The organism is uncultured Methylobacterium sp. (assembly GCF_964242245.1).
GTDB lineage: Bacteria > Pseudomonadota > Alphaproteobacteria > Rhizobiales > Beijerinckiaceae > Methylobacterium.
This window is the reverse complement of record NZ_CAXTBY010000094.1, coordinates 1-16,043: the sequence shown is the minus strand read 5'-3', so window position 1 is coordinate 16,043 and position 16,043 is coordinate 1. Positions and strand designations below refer to the sequence as shown.

Here is a 16,043-nt window from a genome sequence, read left to right as displayed (position 1 = left end):
TCGACCGATCCGACTGCCGCGCCGCCTCGGCCGCGCATTTCGGGCTCCCTGCCCTGCCCGCGGTGATGGCCGTGGCCTTCCAGGGCCGCCTGTCCCTGGACGACATCCTGCGCGTGGCCGCGTTTGGGCGCGATGAGCCGCGCTTCGCCGACGCCCTGGCGCGGGCGCTCGCCGCCTACAACCTGCACATCTACGCGACCGTCCGCCTGCAGGCGGACTGGTACCTGGAGGATCTGGAGCGCTACGCCCTCGCCAGGGGCTGCCGCCTAGTCTTCTTCCTGATCCACCGCCCCGAACGGATGCCCATGCTCGCGACGATGCTGGAGAAGCGCTGGCTCGTCGGCGGGGTCGGGCTGGGCGGCTACGACGAGATCCTCAACACCGGCCACGCCCTGTTCCAGGCGGCGGCGATGAACCGCCTCCTGCACGCGCCGGAGGACCTTGCGTTCTGGCTGGAGACCCCCTGGATCGCGCGCTACGTCGACGCGCCGACGCGGCGCACGGTCGGGCGGCACGTCGCCGCCTACCGGAAGCGTGGGCGCGCGTAGCGCCTGAAGGCGGAGACCCGGCGCCTCAGGCCGCCTTCTTCGCCGCCTCGCCGTAGAAGGTGCCGCCGCTCTCCGCCATCGCCGCGAGGTTGCCCGGCACCGCGAAGCGCGCGCCGTGCCTGGCCTCGAGCCCGCGGGCCAGCGCCACGAACGCGCCCGCCCCCATGAAGTCGATGTAGGACAGGGCGCCCCCGGTGAACGGCGCGAAGCCGAAGCCGAGGATCGAGCCGACATCGGCCTCGCGCGGATCGGTGATGACGCCCTCCTCCACCGTGCGGGCGGCCTCCAGCGCCTGGACCACGAGGAGGCGGTGCTTCAGTTCGGCGATGTCGAGCGAGTCGGGATCGGCGTGCGTCGGCTGGAGGTCCTTCAGGCCCGGCCACAGGCGCTTGGCCGCGCCCTCGGGATAATCGTAGAAGCCCTTGCGGTTCTTGCGCCCGAGCCGGCCCCGACCCTCGACCATCTCGACGAGGAGCGCCTTCTGCGCCGGATCGACCGCGTCGGGGCCGGCCTGCGCCTCCGTCGCCCGGGCGATCTTCAGCCCCAGGTCGAGGGCCACCTCGTCGTTGAGCGAGAGCGGGCCGACGGGCATGCCCGCCATCTTGCCGGCGTTCTCGATCATCGCTGGCGGCACGCCCTCGTTGAGCATCTTGTGGCCTTCGAGGATGTAGGCGCCGACGCAGCGGTTGGCGAAGAAGCCGCGGGCGTCGTTGACCACGATCGGCGTCTTCTTCACGGCGCGGACGTAGTCGAGCGCCGTGGCGAGCGCCCGGTCACCCGTGGCCTCCCCCTTGATGATCTCGACGAGCATCATCTTCTCCACCGGCGAGAAGAAGTGGATGCCCACGAACGCGTCCGGGCGCCCGGACGCCTTGGCGAGCCCCGAGATCGGCAGCGTCGAGGTGTTCGAGGCGAACACCGTGTCGAGGCCGATCACCGCCTCGACCCTGGCGATCACCTCGGCCTTCACCTTCGGGTCCTCGAACACCGCCTCGATGACGAGGTCGCAATCGTGAAGGTCGGCGTAGTCGGCCGAGGGCTGGATGCGGGCGAGCAGCGCGTCGCGGTCGGCGGTCTTGGCGCGGCCCTTGTTGATCTGGCCGGTGATCAGCGTGTGCGCGTAGGCCTTGCCCTTCTCGGCGGCCTCGATCGACTGGTCGACCAGCACCACGTCCATCCCGGCCTGGGCCGTGACGTAGGCGACGCCCGCGCCCATGAAGCCGGCGCCGACGACGCCGATCTTCTTCAGATTGGAGGCCGGCACGTCCTTCGGCCGCCGCGCGCCCTTGTTCAGCTCGCCCATGGAGATGAACAGCGTGCGGATCATCGCCGCCGCCTCCTTGGTGCGCAGGATCATCGCGAAGTAGCGGCTCTCGACCTTGAGAGCGAGGTCCATCGGCAGTTGCAAGCCCTCGTAGACCGAGGCCAGGATCGCCTTCGCCGCCGGGTAGTTGTCGTGCGTCTCGCGCCGGTAGATCGCGTTGGCCGGCGGCCAGATCATCATCCCGGCCGGCGAGTAGACTTTTCCGGACGGCGCCTTGAATTTCGGAACGTCCCAGGGTGCCACCGCCGAACCGCCGGCCAGGATCCAGGCCTTGGCCTTCGCGACGATCTCGTCCTTGCCGGCGATGTCGTGAACAAGGCCCATCGAGCGGGCCATCGCGGGGCGGATCTGCTCGCCCTTGAACAGCATCTGCAGGGCGTCGCCCGTCTGCATCAGCCGCGCGACGCGCTGCGTGCCGCCGCCGCCGGGAAACAGCCCGACCTTGATCTCCGGCAGGCCGACGCGGGTCCTGGGATCGTCCGACACGACGCGGTGATGGCAGGCGAGCGCGAGTTCGAAGGCGCCTCCGAGGCACAGCCCGCTCACGGCCGCCGCGAACGGCTTGCCGCAGGTCTCCAGCTTGCGGAACACCAGCGAGAGCCGGCGCGAGGCCTCGAAGAAGCGGCGCATGGCGGGCTCCTCGCCCTGCTCGCGCTTCAGCCGCTCGTACTCGAGGCCGAGCCCCTGGAGCATGGTCAGGTCGGCACCGCCGGAGAAGTTGTCCTTGCCCGACGTGATCACGCAGCCCTTGATCGCGGCATCCGTGACGACCGCGTCGACGATCGCCTCGATCTCGTCGATCACGGCCTCGGTGATCACGTTCATGGAGCGGCCGGGACAGTCCCAGGTCGCGAGCGCGAGGCCGTCGCCGTCCGTCTCGAAGCGGAAGTTCCTGAGGTCCATCGGCTCAATCCTGTCGGTGTCTCGCCACGGGACGGGCGTGGGTGGATCGTCGGTCGCCTACTTCGGCGCGGGCGGGGCGCCGGGCGTCGGCGCGTTGTCGCCGGCCGAGGCGACCGCCAGCATGTTGAGCAGCTTGGTCACGGAGGCCTGCGAGATCGTCGTCACCGTCGAGGACGGATCGGCGTTGAGCGCCTGGAACTTCAGATAGGTCTTGTCCTCGTAGATCTCGTCGAGGTGCTTCAACTCCGCGAGGGTGAACTTGTCCGCGTAGGCCTTCGACAGGCCGTCGACCATGATGCCGCTCTGCTTGTCGAACTCCGTCATCAGTTCCTTGCGGACGGCCTCGGACTTGTCCTCCGGCATCGGAGCGACGGTCTTCTCCAGCGCCGCGGTGAAACCGGTCTGGAGGTTCTTGATCAGGGTCTTGGTGACGAGCGTCCTGGCCTCCGCAACCTTGTCGGCTGCCTCGTCCGCGCGGGCGGATGGCGGGGCCAGGGGCGTGGCGAGGGCGGTTGTCAGGCAGAGGGCGGCGAGGAAGCGGCGCATTGGTGTCTCCCTTGGGTTCGTTCTTGGGGCTCGGCCGCACCGTCGCCCGGCACGGGTCAGGGCCGCCTCTACCAGCCTTTCACGGATTTCGGGAGCGCGCCGGCCGCCCCGCGATCCTCAAACCCGCTCGATGATGGTCGCCGTACCCATGCCGGCGCCGATGCACAGCGTCACCAGGGCGCGCTCCTTGCCGGTGCGCTCCAACTCGTCGAGCACGGTGCCGAGGATCATCGCGCCGGTGGCGCCGAGCGGATGGCCCATGGCGATGGCGCCGCCGTTGACGTTGACCGTCTCCGGATCGAGGTCGAAGGCTTGGCAGAAGCGCAGGACCACCGCGGCGAAGGCCTCGTTGACCTCGAACAGGTCGATGTCGGCGAGGCTCATGCCGGCCCGCGCCAGCACCTTCCGGGTCACGTCGACCGGGCCGGTGAGCATCAGCGCCGGGTCCGAGCCGATGTTGGCGAAGGCCCGGATGCGCGCCCGCGGCTTGAGGCCGGCGCCCCGGCCGGCTTCCGCCGAGCCGATCAGCACCGCCGCGGCGCCGTCGACGATGCCCGACGAGTTGCCGGCGTGGTGGACGTGGTCGACCGCCTCGACGTCCGGGTGCGCGTCGACCGCGACGGCGTCGAACCCGCCCATCTGGCCCATCTGCACGAACGACGCCTTGAGGCCCGCGAGCGATTGCATGTCGGTGGAAGGCCGCATGTGCTCGTCGCGGTCGAGTAGCGTGAGGCCGTTGACGTCGCGCACCGGCACGACGGAATCCTTGAACAGGCCATCCGCCCAGGACTTGCCCGAGCGAACCTGCGACCGCACCGCGTAGGCGTCGCAATCGTCGCGGGAGAAGCCGTACTTCGTGGCGATCAGGTCGGCGGAAACGCCCTGCGGCATGAAGTAGGACTTGATCGCGATCGCCGGATCGACCGGCCACGCGCCGCCCGAGGCCCCGAGGCCCACGCGGCTCATCGATTCGACGCCGCCGCCGACCGTCATGTCGTGCTGCCCGGCCATCACCTGGGCGGCCGCGAAGTTGATCGCGTCGAGCCCCGAGGCGCAGAAGCGGTTGATCTGCACGCCCGGCACGTGGGTGCCGTAATCGGCGACCAGCGCGGCCGCCCGGGCGATGTCGCCCCCGGCCTCGCCGACCGGATCGACGCAGCCGAGCACCACGTCGTCGACTTGGCGGGTGTCGAGCCCGTTCCGATCCTTGAGCGCGCGCAGCGCGGTCTCGGCCAGCCGCAGGGCGGTGACCTCGTGCAGCGACCCGTCCGGCTTGCCGCGCCCGCGCGGCGTGCGGACATGGTCGTAGATGAAGGCCTCGGTCATGGGCGTTTTTCCTCGGGTCTCTCGCCGCGTGGGCGGGCGCTTACCGTTTTCTCTGCACCGGGCGGCCGACTCGTCCGCTTCGTCGTGCCGACCCCGACTCCCTCTTCCCCCTGCGGGAGAGGGTGGCCCGCGAGCTAAGTCGGGAGAGGGGAGCGACATCTCCGGATATGGCCCTCCCCTCTCCCGACCCTCGCGTGAGCCGAGGGCCACCCTCCCCCGCAGAGGGGGGAGGGAAGAACACCCTTCAGAACGCGTCGGCCTCCAGGGCCATCGTCGTGTCGGCGCCGGCCTTGATCCGCACGAGCCGCATCGCCGTCTCCGGCAGCAGGCGCTCCATGTAGAACCGGCCGGTGACGAGCTTGGCGTCCATGCGCGCGGCGGCCCCGTTGCCCTCCGCCTTCCTCGCGACCGCCGCCTTGGCGATCCTGCCCCACATGTAGCCCATCGCGACGAGGCCGAGGAGGTGCATGTAGTCGGTGGCGCCCGCGCCCGCGTTGTCGGGCTTGGTGAACGCGTTCTGCATGAGCCACATCGTGGCGCCCTGAAGGTCGTTCAGCCCGGCCTGGAGCGGGGCGGTGAACGGCTTGAGGACCTCATCCTCGTCGTTGTCCTTGATGAAGGCCTGGACCTCGGCAAGGAACGTCATCATCGCCCGGCCGCCGTCCTTGGGGAGCTTGCGGCCGATCAGGTCCATCGCCTGGATGCCGTTGGCGCCCTCGTAGATCATGGCGATGCGGGCATCGCGAACGAACTGCGACATGCCCCATTCCTCGACGTAGCCGTGGCCGCCGAACATCTGCTGCGCCTCGACCGCGTTGGAAAAGCCCCGGTCGGTGAGCACGCCCTTCACCACCGGCGTCATCAGGCCCATGTGGTCGTCGGCCGCCTGGCGCTCCCGCGGGTCCTCCGAGCGGTGGACGATGTCCGATTGCAGCGCGGTCCACAGCACCAGCGCGCGGCCGGCCTCGTTGAAGGCGCGGATGCCCATGAGCGTGCGGCGCACGTCGGGGTGGACGATGATCGGATCGGCGGCCCTGTCCGGCGCCTTGGCGCCGGAGAGCGCCCGGCCCTGGAGGCGGTCCTTCGCGTAGGCGGCGGCGTTCTGGTAGGCGACCTCGGACTGGCCGAGCCCCTGGACGCCGACGGCGAGCCGCGCCTCGTTCATCATCACGAACATCGCGTTCAGCCCGCGATTCTCCTGGCCGACGAGCCAGCCCGTAGCGCCGTCGTAGTTCATCACGCAGGTGGAATTCCCGTGGATGCCCATCTTGTGCTCGATCGAGCCGCAGGACACGCCGTTGCGCGCCCCCAGCGAGCCGTCCGGGTTCACCAGGAACTTCGGCACGACGAACAGCGAGATGCCCTTGGTGCCGGCCGGCGCCCCCTCGATCCGGGCGATGACGAGGTGGACGATGTTCTCCGACAGGTCGTGCTCGCCCGCCGAGATGAAGATCTTGGTGCCGGTCAGGCCGTAGGAGCCGTCGCCGTTGGCCACCGCCTTGGTCTTCAGGAGGCCGAGATCCGTACCGCAATGCGGCTCGGTGAGGTTCATCGTCCCGGTCCAGGTGCCCTCGACCATCTTGGGCAGGTAGGTCGCCTTCTGCGCCTCCGAGCCGTGGACGAGGAGGGCGGCCATCGCGCCCTGCGTCAGGCCGGGATACATCCCGAGGGCGAGGTTGGCCCCCGACGCGAATTCCTGGATCGCGGTGTTGAGGGTGTGCGGCAATCCCTGCCCACCGTACGCCTCCGGCACCGAGAGGCCCATCCAACCGCCCTGCGCGTAGGCGTCGTAGGCCGCCTTGAACCCCTTCGGCGTCGTCACCGAGCCGTCCGGGTGCCAAGTGCAGCCCTCCACGTCGCCCGGGCGGTTGAGCGGCGCCAGCACCGCGTCGGCGAGCTTGGCCCCCTCGTTCAGCACCGCCTCGACCACGTCGGGGGAGGCCTCGGCGAAGCCCGCGAGGTTGGCATGGTTGTGGAAGCCGAGCACGTCGTTGAGGAGGAACAGGGTATCCTCGACCGGGGCGCGATAGCTCGGCATCTCGTATCCTCCGCCTGGACGGAAAGCCTGACCCGGCCGATCGGCGCCGCGCGGCCTTCTCGATAGTTCACATATAAACTATTTGGCGCTGCCCGGGCAAGGGCCGCGATCCGGCCGAGGCCGATTTCGCGCGCGCAGGTACCCGGTCCGGGCCTTCCGCATCTTAACGGCGTGTTTACCAAGAAAGTTAATGGTCGCCGATGACCGATCCGAGACCGGCTGCCGGGACCCTCCGCGTCCCCGGCCCCTCGGGATGCCGCACGCTGCCGAACGCAGGCCCGATGATGACACGAAACGCGATGCCGAGCTTCGACAGCTTCGATCCCGACGTGCTTGAGGCGGCCCGCGACGTGGCCCGCCGCGCCGGCGTCCCGCTGGAGACGTGGATCGCGTCCGTCGTCCCGGACGCGGCCAAGCGCAACCCTTCGCCCAATCCTTCGCCCAAGCCGGCCGCCGTCAGGGCACAGCGCCGCCGCGCCGCCGCTTCCGACCCCGCCCCCGTCGATCCCACGCCGCCGACGTCCGCGTTCGAGGGCTCCGCGCCCGTTCCGGACGCACCGGCGACGACGCCGGAGGCCGCCCAGGCCGACCCGTTCGGCGCGACCTTCCAGGCGCTGCTGGCCCGGATCGACGGCCTCGACCGGACGCTCTCCGAGGAGCGCCAAGCGGTCGAGGAGGCCGCCCGGCGCCGGATCGAGGAGATCGAGGCCCGCGTGGGCCAAGCGCTCGGCGCCGGGGCCGCGCCGGTGCAGCAGGTCGCCGATCGCCTCGGCGACATCGAGCGCCGGATGTCGGCGCTGGGCGAGCAGGTCGCGGCCTCGCGACCGCCCGGGCGCCGCGGACGGCCGGCCGCCGCCGAGATCCGCGACGCGGTCCAGGAGATCCGGCAGCGCCAGCGCGAGCTCGACGACGACGCCCAGGGCAGCATCGTCGCGACGATGCGCCAGGACCTCGCCCGCCGCCTCGACGCCGCCGTCGCGGAGGCCGCGCCGCCCGAGGCCGCGCTGCCCGAGGCCGTGCAGCCTCCCGTCCCGGACGCGGTGTCGGAGCTTCGGCGCGAGACCAGCCGCCTGCGCGAGTCGATCGGCCACCTCGCCACCGGCCGCGACCTCGGCGCGCTGGAGCAGGCGATGATCTCGCTCGCCAGCGGCGTCGAGCGCGCGCACGCGCCGGCCGACCTCGCCGCCATCGCCGCGCCGATCGAACTGATCCGGGTGCAGGTGGAGCGGCTGGCCGACGACGTGGCCGAGAACGTCCACGCCCGCGTCGCGGGCGACGTCGAGCGCCTCGCCGCGCGCCTCGGCACGGTGGTGGCGGGCGGTCACGGCGGCACGGTCGATCACGACGCGCTCACCGACCTGTTCCGCGAGCTGGAGGAGATCCGCCACCTGATCGCGGCGCTCGCCGGCCCGGAGCGCATCCAGGGCCTTGCCAACGGCCTCCAGGCGATCAGCGCGCAGATCGCGCAGCTCCAGGCCGGCCCCGAGACGAACCTGCGGCCGCTGCTGGAGGAGATCCGCACCGGCCTCCAAGCGGCCGGTCCCGCGCCCGCGATCCTCGTCGATCAGATCGAGGCGATGGCGGCCAAGCTCGACGCCCTGCAGGCCGGCGCCCGCGGCGCGGATGCCGCGGCCTCGAAGGCGATCCTCGGACGGATCGACGCGCTCTCCGACAAGGTCGACCGCGTCAGCGCCCAGCCGGTGGGCGACCTGATCGGGCGCCTGGAGGGCCTGGGCGAGACGCTGGGCGAAACCCTGCGCCGGCCGGCCGTGCCGGGCGGCGACGTGGCCTCGATCCATGCCATGCTGCGCAACCTCGCCGAGAAGGTCGACCGCGTGGGCGCCCGCCCGGGCGGCGAGGGCCTGGACGCCCTCGAGAAGCAGGTGGTCTTGCTCGCCAACCGGATCGACGCCCGCAGCGTCGACCCGACGCTGGTGAGCCTGGAGCGGACGATGGGCGACCTGCTCCGGCAGGTCTCGGCGCTCCGCGAGGCGGCGCCGAGCGAGGCCGTGGTCGCGCAGGCCGCCCGCAGCGCCGTCGCCGCCTCGATCGGCGGCGCCCGCGAGGCCGCCGACAGGAGCGAGTTCGGCCTGCTCCGCGCCGGCCTGGCGGACATCCAGGCCCGGCAGGCGGCCTCCGACCAGCGCCTCAGCGTCACCCTCGAGGGCGTACAATCGGCCCTCGACCGGCTGGTCGGACGCCTCGGCGCGCCCGAGGCCGGCGAGGCCGCCCGCCTGCCGATCGCCGCCCGGCAGGCGTCGCTCGAAGAGCGCCTGCTCGGTTCGACCGGCATCGAGGCCCCCCGTCGCGGCGCCCGGCGGCCGGAGCTGCCGCACGCGAGCGGCGCCGCGCCCGCCCCCGAGGCCGCGCGGATCGGCGACGAGCTGCTGGAGCCCGGAGCCGGACGCCCGGCCAAGGACGCAACGGCCAAGGACGCCCCGACCAAGGACGCCCCGGCCCGCGAACGCGTCGCGCGGGACCGAACCGAGGCGCCGGAGGCCGACGCCGCCGACATCAAGACCAACTTCATCGCGGCCGCGCGCCGCGCCGCCCAGGCCGCCCAGGCCGAGGTCGCCTCGGAGGCCGCCCTCTCGGCCGGACGGCGCGAGCCCCGCGGGAGCGCGGGCAGGGCCGCGCCGGCGGCGTCCGCGCCGGGCGCGGGGCCGGTGGCGCGCCTGCGCGCCGAGATCGACCGCCGCCGCCGCCCGCTCCTCCTCGGGCTCGCGGCCGTGGTCCTCGCGCTCGGCGCCCTCCAGGCGATCAGCATGCGCCCCACGGGCGCCGACGCCGCGCGGACGAGCCTGCCGCCGGCCGCGTCGGTCCCGGCCCGGGACGCGTCCGGTGTCGCCGACGCGGGCACGCCGTCCGCCCCCAAGGCCGATTCCCTCAAGGCCGATCCCGCCAAGGTCGATCCGGTTCCTGCCGAGGTTGCCCGGACCGTGCCCGCCGATCCCCAGACCACGCAGGCGATCGCGTCTCCGCCGCCCGAGCCGCGGGCGGCTCAAGCCCGTGCCGCGCTGCCTCAGGTTTCCGGGATGGCGTCGCTCTCGGGCGACCTCGCGGGCCTCCCGGCGGCGCTGTCGAAGCTGCGGCAATCGGTGCTCGACGGCGACGGCACGGCGATCTGGGAACTCGCCGGACGGGAGGCCGACGGGCGCGGGCTGCCGCGCGACCTGTCGCTCGCGGCCAAGCTCTACGAGAAGCTCGCCGCCGCGGGCTACGCCCCGGCCCAGTACAAGCTCGCCGGGCATCACGAGAAGGGCTCCGGGCTGGTGCGCGACATCGGCCAGGCGAAGCTCTGGTACGGGCGTGCGGCGGAGCAGGGCCATGCGCGCTCGATGCACAACCTCGCAGTTCTCTACGCCGAGAACCCGGCGGCTTCCGGCAAGCCGGATTACGCCTCGGCGGCCTCGTGGTTCAGGCAGGGCGCGGAGTACGGCGTCCGCGACAGCCAGTACAACCTCGCGGTGCTCTACGCCCGCGGCCTCGGCCTGACCCAGGACCTGATGCAATCCTACGCGTGGTTCTCCGCCGCCGCCGCGCAGGGCGACGAGGATGCGGGCAGGAAGCGCGACGACGTGGCGAACAAGCTGAGCCCGGCGGACCTTGCGACCGCCCGCAGCATCGCCGCGAACTTCAAGCCGCACCGTCTCGATCGGGCCGTCAACGAGCCGCCGGTCTCCAAGGAGGCCGCCGCCGGCCCGATGACCCTGCTCGGCGCCCCCGCGCCGGTCGCCCCGACCTTCGCGCCGGTGGCGCGCAGGGGCGTCTGAGCGCCCTCCCCGGCCGACGCCGCCTTCAAAGCGACGGGCTCGAAGACGGCGGAAGCTTGGCCAGGATGCCGCAGTGCGGGAACCCGCGTCATCCGCCGCCGTATGATTGTTCGACTCGACACGCAACCGCCGATCCGCAGCGGGCAGCCCGGAGGTGTGATGGCGCGGCTGACTCCCGTACCGATCGGCGCCGTGCTCCTCGGCGCCGCCGGGTTGATCCCGTTCCTCGGCTTCGCGGCGCTGGCCGTCAGCGGCAACGATGGAGGGCTCGGCACGATCGGCCTGTCCCCGCGCACGATCCTGTCCGCGTACGGTGCCGTGATCGCGTCCTTCCTCGGCGGCATCCGCTGGGGCGCGGCGGCGGCGCGCAACGCCGGGAACGCAGACTACCTGCTCGCCATCGTCCCGTCGCTGCTGGCCTGGGTGGCGCTGGCCGCGCCGGCCCCTTGGGACCTGCGGATGCTCGGCATCCTCGTGCTGGCCTGGGGCCTCATCGACCAGGACCTTGCCCGACGCGGCCTCGTTCCGGTCTGGCTCGGCCGCCTGCGCTTGGTCCTGTCCGGGGTGGCAGGCGCCGCGTTGCTCGTCGCGGCCTGACGCGGACGGTCACCGCAGGGTGTCGCCCGTCCCGGCGCGCGCAGCATGCTCGCGTCCCCCGCACGCCGGGCAAACGCGTGAGGGCATCTCACGAAGAGGCCGGCCCGCCGTCACGGCTTGCCCGGGGGGCAACGCCGAGGGCGTTTTGCGGCACATGTTCAGTAGCCGACGCCGAGGATCAGCAGGCTGACGTAGCGGCCGGCGAACGGAATGTCGGTATCGATCAGGTGGGCCGGAGCCCGGACCCGAGCGAAGTCCGGCCGGAACCTGCGGCGATGCGCAACGGCACGACACTCCGCCTGGTCCGGCATCCATTCGGCCGGTGCGCAGGACAGCCCGCGCGTGGACTCGGCGTCAGCGAAGGCCGGAACCGCGGCGATCAGGCCGCCGGCGAGACCGAGGGCGATGATCGTCGAGCGCTGAATGGACCGTGACATCAGGGAACTCCGCGACTGTTCTTGAAGGTGCTCGGACGAGCGGGCCGCGATCTACGGCGCCAGCGATCGCCCGAGATCGGACACGACAACGGCTTTTTTCGGGCCTTGGGATCGGAAGCAGCCGGACACAGCATTCGAACCGTCGGAGTACCGCGTTCGGATTTTCATTCCCGAACACAGCGTGAGAAGGCGCTCAGAACCCGATGCCGACCATCGGGGCGGCGCCCCCTCCACCGCCCCCGCCGCCGCCCGAGTAACGCGGAGGCGGAGCAGAAACGCGCGCCTCGACGCGGGCGCGCTGCGCCGGGGCGGGCCGAGCCGCCTGCGCGGCGCGGGCGCGATTCGCCTCCTTGGCCTGCTGCGCGGCGCGGCGACGCTGGTCGGCAGCGGCGGCGGCCCGGTCCGCCTGACGCTCGGCTGCGCGCTTGGTCGCCTCGGCCGCCCGGCGGCGGTTGGCGGCGGCCGCCTCATCGGCGGCGGCGCGGGCGTTCTCTGCCGCCTCGCGGCGGCGCACGGCGGCGGCCCGCTCGGCTTGGCGCTCGGCCGCAGCTTCGGCCGCAGCCTCGGCACGGCGGCGCTCGGCCTGGGCCTCCTCCTTCGCCCTGCGGTGGGCGGCCTCGGCGATGCGGGCGCGCTCCGCATTCTCGCGATCCGTCGCGACGGTCTCCGACGCGGCCTTCCGGCGCGCGGCCTCGGCGGCCTTGGTGCGCTCCTCGGCCGCTTTCTGGCGGGCGAGGGTCTCCGCCGCCCTGGCGCGGTCGCGCTCCTCCGCCGCTCGCGCGTCGGCGGTGGCCTTCGCCGCGGCCTTGGCCTGCGCCTCGGTCGTGCTGTCCTGATTGGCTTGGTCGCGGGCGGCCTGGGCCCGGCTGCGCTCCTCGGCTTCCCGGGCGGCCTTCGCCGCCTCGACCGCGCGGGACGCGGCTTCGGCCTCGCGCTTCCGCGCGGCGGCCTCCGCCTCGGCCCTCTGGCGCTCGGCGGCGAGCGCCTGGGCGCGCGCCTCGGCCTCCCGCCTGCGCACGGCGACCTCCGCGAGGCGAGCCGCTTCCTCCTCCTCGCGCTTGTGGGCGGCGGCCTCGGCGGCCCGCGCCCGCTCCTCCGCCTCGCGCTGCTTGGCCGCGGCCATCGCCTCGGCCTTCTGGCGCAGCGCCTCGGCGGCCCTGGCGCGCTCGGCCTCCTCGCGCTGCTTGGCGGCCTCGCGCTCGAGCTGCTTGCGCTCGACCTCGGCGGCCTTCTTCTGCTTCTCGTCCTCGTCGCGCTGGCGGGCCGCCTCCCGCTCCAGGCGCACGGCCTCCTCCCGCTCCCGGGCGAGGCGCTGCAGCACATCGAGGCGATCCTGCACCTCCGGCAGCAGCAGGGAATTCGGATAGGTCTCGATGAACTTGCGGAGCGCGGCCTGATCCGTCGACAGCTTCAGCCGGTCCCAGGCGCGCTGCTCGGCCGCGCCGGGCTTCGGCGCCGGCGCGATCGGCGGCGGCTCGACCGGCGGCGACGTGCGGGCACCCGGCGCGGTCGCGGCCATGCCGTTGAGGCCGCCGTCCGTCCCGTTGCTCGCCATCCGGGTGATGGAGGCATCCGAGCCGGCGGGGACGAGCTTGGCGATCTGGACGCGCGCCAGCTCGGCGTACATCCCGGTCTTGTGCGCGTTGAGGAAGACCTCCCACGCCTCCTTCTTCCCGACCCGCTCGACAATCTCGTAATCGGATTTCGCGTCGTTGGCCTCGCCGCGGGCGCTCGCCGTCTCGGCCTTGGCCGGCACGAGGGCGACCGTGCCGCCGCCGAGCGAGCCGTAGACGAACGGCTCCTGCTTGTGGCCGGTGGCTCGCATCACGTCGTCGCGCACGCGGCCGAAGGCGAGGCGCACGTCGAGGCCGGGCACCGTCAGGCTCGCGAGCAGCGCCGTGGTGAACGGGCTGTGCGCCCCCTCGCCGTCGTTGGCCACCGACTTCTCCTTCGCCGCGTAGGCGATGAGGGTGTCGGTCTGGGCCGGCTCGACCTTGCCGAGGCCCGCGGTGATCGCGCGGCTGGCCACGCGCCGCTTCATCTTGGTGCCGAACGGGTTGTCGCGGCAGGCGTCGAGGATGACGAGGCGCAGGCGCTTGGCCGGCTCCAGCGCCGTGATGATCCGGTCCAGCGAGATCGCCTCATCCTCGGCGTCGCGCTCGTTGAGGAGCTTGGCGTCGGTGGGGATCAGGTAGTTCGTCTCGCGGATCTCGATGCCGTGGCCGGCATAGAACACCACGGCGATGTCGGAATCGGCCGCCGCGTCCTCGAAGTCGCGGATCGCGCGCTTGAATTCGAGGTTGCCGACGTCGGAGCGCGCGGCGACGACGTCGAAGCCGGCCTTGCGGAGCATCTCGGCGATCGCAGTCGCGTCGCTGACCGCGTTCGGCAGTTGCGGCACCGACTGGTAGGCGCCGACGCCGACCACGAGGGCCACGCGCCGTCCGTCCGCCGAGGCCTGCTCGGCGTAGAGGGTCAGCAGGAAGCTGACCAGGATGGCGATCCCGAGCCGTGCCACGCGAGGAACCTTCGACGACGAGGCTGCGGCCACCCGGCCGGCCCTTCAGTCACCGCGCGAAGCTAGGCGCAGCATTGCATTCGCGCAACGGATAAATTGCATTCGGGCTGATCGCTGAGACCGCCAATGCCGCGTCGGGTGCGATTGTTCACATCGGACGCGGGGACAGGACAGTCGATCGCGCCGGATTCATTGCGGCGTCCCGGCCGCGCGCACCGGCCGGATGAGGTCGCCGTCGCGCAGGAACGGGCCGGCGCGGGAGACGATGGTGTCGCCCTCCTCCAGCCCGTCGGTGATCTCGACGAGCCGGTCCGAGGCGAGACCGACGACGACCGGGCGCCCCTCGATCCGCCGGGCGTTGGCCCGGTAGACGACGGCGCCGTCCGCCTCGCGGTTCACCGCCGCGTGCGGCACCGCCACGCCGCAGCGCTCGGCCACCCGCACGATCCCGCTCGCGAACTGCCCCTGGCGCACGCCCTCGGCGAGGCTCTGCCCGCCCGCGAGGAGGATGCGGACGCGCCCGAGCTGCGTCGCGGGATCGACGCCGGTCGCGACGAGGCGGACACGACCCTGCAGCGGGGTGCCGCCCAGCGGCGTCACGCTCACGCCCTGGTCCGGCCTGATCCGGTCGAGGACCTGGAGCGGCACCTCGGCCTCCAGCTCGAACGCGCCCCGGTCGATCACCCGGAACAGGGCCGGCGCCATCGCCGAGGCCGGGCGTCCGGCGACCGCGTTCGCCTGCCCGATCAGCCCGGCCACCGGGCTGCGCACCGGGATCGGGCGCTGCTCGGGATCGCCCTCGCGCACGAGCTGCGCGATCACCTGTCCGGCGCGGACATCCTCCAGGGGGCCGGCGAGGGCGCGCAGCACGCGCAAACCCTCGCCGTCCGGCCGAACCTCGACCTCGGTGCGCGGCACGATCAGCCCGGAGACGCGGATCTGGTCGCGGAAGCAGGCCCTCTGCGCGCGGGCAACCGCGACGGAGATCAGGTCGTCCCGCTCGGGCGCCCCGGCGGCGTCGGTGCCTTCCCCCGAGCGGATCAGCGATCCGGGCGCGAAGGACCAGAGCGCCCCGAAGCCGAGGAGGATCAGGGCCGCGGCGGCTCCGCCCGCGAGCGCCACGCGCCGCCGCCGGACCGGAGCCGCGGCGCCTCCGGCCGGATCGCGCGGCATCACCACGCGGTAGGCGTGGACGGGGCGCGGGATGTTCTTCAGCCGCTGCGGGCCGATGTCGCGATAGGTCACCGCGACCTTGCCGGAGACCGCCTCGTGCACGGTGCGCGACAGGCACAAGCCCCCGGGCTCGGCCAAGCCCTCCAGGCGCGCAGCGACGTTGACGGCATCCCCCAGGAGGTCACCGTCCTGCTCGACCACGTCGCCGATGGTCAGCCCCATCCGGAAGCGCACGCGGCGCGTCGGCGGGTCGTCGCGGTCGAGGTCGTCCAGCCCCGCCTGGATCGCGAGTCCCGCCCGCAGGGCCTCGACCGCGCTCGGGAACTCGGCGAGGATCGCGTCGCCCGCCGTGTTGAAGACGCGGCCGTCGAAGCGGGCCACCTGCTCGCGGAACACCGCCTTGGCCGCGGTCAACCGCCGCAGCGTGTCCTCCTCGTCCTCGGCCATCAGCCGCGAGTAGCCCGCGACATCGGCGGCCAGGATCGCCGCGATCGTGCGCTTCACGAGGCGGCCTCAGTCCTGCGTACGGCGCAGCCGCGTGCGCAAGGCACGGCGCGATCCCCGGGGCGTGGCTCCGCAGCAGCGAACATGTTCGAGAGGGCAGCTTTCGGTCCTGCCTTGATGACGGGGAAAACCTTGAGCGTTGTCAAGGCACGGACTTCAATCACAGTCTTCCGGCCATCACCGTCATGCGCGCCCGGTGGTGACCGTGAGCTCATTCAATCGTCCATCTTCAGCGCGGCGATGAACGCCTCCTGCGGGATCTCCACGCGGCCGAACTGGCGCATCTTCTTCTTGCCCTCCTTCTGCTTGTCGAGGAGCTTGCGCTTGCGCGAGATGTCGCCGCCGTAGCACTTGGC

The 16,043-nt window shown here is 72.6% G+C and carries 11 protein-coding genes; 3 read left to right on the top strand and 8 right to left on the bottom strand.

The window, feature by feature from the left end; all coding sequences use genetic code 11:
• On the top strand, positions 1–548 hold a 548-nt coding region (locus ACFE8Y_RS16600), incomplete at its 5' end, for a hypothetical protein (RefSeq protein WP_375465485.1).
• A gap of 25 nt (positions 549–573) precedes the next feature.
• On the opposite strand, the gene ACFE8Y_RS16595 is transcribed toward ACFE8Y_RS16600, so the two are convergent.
• The 4 genes from ACFE8Y_RS16595 to ACFE8Y_RS16580 all read right to left on the bottom strand — a co-directional run bounded on the left by ACFE8Y_RS16595 (position 574) and on the right by ACFE8Y_RS16580 (position 6,685).
• On the bottom strand, positions 574–2,775 hold the full coding sequence (locus ACFE8Y_RS16595) for a 3-hydroxyacyl-CoA dehydrogenase NAD-binding domain-containing protein (protein ID WP_375465484.1): 2,202 nt from the start codon (positions 2,773–2,775) through the stop codon (positions 574–576).
• A gap of 57 nt (positions 2,776–2,832) precedes the next feature.
• Entirely contained in the window at positions 2,833–3,321 is a 489-nt protein-coding gene (locus ACFE8Y_RS16590; protein ID WP_375465483.1) for a hypothetical protein, read from the bottom strand.
• Positions 3,322–3,438: 117 nt separating this feature from the next.
• Positions 3,439–4,647, bottom strand: coding sequence for an acetyl-CoA C-acetyltransferase (locus ACFE8Y_RS16585; RefSeq protein ID WP_375465482.1), 1,209 nt, complete (start codon positions 4,645–4,647; stop codon positions 3,439–3,441).
• A 244-nt stretch (positions 4,648–4,891) separates the two neighbouring features.
• The gene (locus ACFE8Y_RS16580; protein WP_375465481.1) at positions 4,892–6,685 is read right to left on the bottom strand and encodes an acyl-CoA dehydrogenase C-terminal domain-containing protein; all 1,794 of its coding nucleotides are present in this window, start codon (positions 6,683–6,685) and stop codon (positions 4,892–4,894) included.
• Positions 6,686–6,969: 284 nt separating this feature from the next.
• Here ACFE8Y_RS16580 and ACFE8Y_RS16575 point away from each other — a divergent pair, with 284 nt between their 5' ends.
• Together ACFE8Y_RS16575 and ACFE8Y_RS16570 are read left to right on the top strand one after the other, a co-directional pair.
• Positions 6,970–10,458, top strand: a complete 3,489-nt coding sequence (locus ACFE8Y_RS16575; protein WP_375465487.1) for a hypothetical protein — start codon at positions 6,970–6,972, stop codon at positions 10,456–10,458.
• Positions 10,459–10,617: 159 nt separating this feature from the next.
• Positions 10,618–11,055, top strand: a complete 438-nt coding sequence (locus ACFE8Y_RS16570) for a DUF3429 domain-containing protein (RefSeq protein ID WP_375465480.1) — start codon at positions 10,618–10,620, stop codon at positions 11,053–11,055.
• A 158-nt stretch (positions 11,056–11,213) separates the two neighbouring features.
• Here the strand turns inward: ACFE8Y_RS16570 and ACFE8Y_RS16565 are convergent, their stop codons facing one another.
• The 4 genes from ACFE8Y_RS16565 to ACFE8Y_RS16550 all read right to left on the bottom strand — a co-directional run.
• The gene (locus tag ACFE8Y_RS16565; protein ID WP_375465479.1) at positions 11,214–11,492 is read right to left on the bottom strand and encodes a hypothetical protein; all 279 of its coding nucleotides are present in this window, start codon (positions 11,490–11,492) and stop codon (positions 11,214–11,216) included.
• A 193-nt stretch (positions 11,493–11,685) separates the two neighbouring features.
• Positions 11,686–14,010 carry a caspase domain-containing protein gene (locus tag ACFE8Y_RS16560; protein WP_375465478.1) on the bottom strand — a complete coding sequence of 775 codons (2,325 nt, stop codon included), beginning with the start codon at positions 14,008–14,010 and terminating at the stop codon, positions 11,686–11,688.
• Between the two features lie 189 nt (positions 14,011–14,199).
• Positions 14,200–15,687, bottom strand: coding sequence for an HlyD family efflux transporter periplasmic adaptor subunit (locus ACFE8Y_RS16555; RefSeq protein ID WP_375465477.1), 1,488 nt, complete (start codon positions 15,685–15,687; stop codon positions 14,200–14,202).
• A 215-nt stretch (positions 15,688–15,902) separates the two neighbouring features.
• On the bottom strand, positions 15,903–16,043 hold a 141-nt coding region (locus ACFE8Y_RS16550; protein ID WP_375465486.1), incomplete at its 5' end, for a hypothetical protein.

Bases quoted from the DNA above. Each gene is read 5' to 3' on its own strand.
- ACFE8Y_RS16595 (WP_375465484.1), bottom strand. From the start codon at position 2,775: ATGGACCTCAGGAACTTCCGCTTCGAGACGGACGGCGACGGCCTCGCG.
- ACFE8Y_RS16590 (WP_375465483.1), bottom strand. From the start codon at position 3,321: ATGCGCCGCTTCCTCGCCGCCCTCTGCCTGACAACCGCCCTCGCCACG.
- ACFE8Y_RS16585 (WP_375465482.1), bottom strand. From the start codon at position 4,647: ATGACCGAGGCCTTCATCTACGACCATGTCCGCACGCCGCGCGGGCGC.
- ACFE8Y_RS16580 (WP_375465481.1), bottom strand. From the start codon at position 6,685: ATGCCGAGCTATCGCGCCCCGGTCGAGGATACCCTGTTCCTCCTCAAC.
- ACFE8Y_RS16575 (WP_375465487.1), top strand. From the start codon at position 6,970: ATGACACGAAACGCGATGCCGAGCTTCGACAGCTTCGATCCCGACGTG.
- ACFE8Y_RS16570 (WP_375465480.1), top strand. From the start codon at position 10,618: ATGGCGCGGCTGACTCCCGTACCGATCGGCGCCGTGCTCCTCGGCGCC.
- ACFE8Y_RS16565 (WP_375465479.1), bottom strand. From the start codon at position 11,492: ATGTCACGGTCCATTCAGCGCTCGACGATCATCGCCCTCGGTCTCGCC.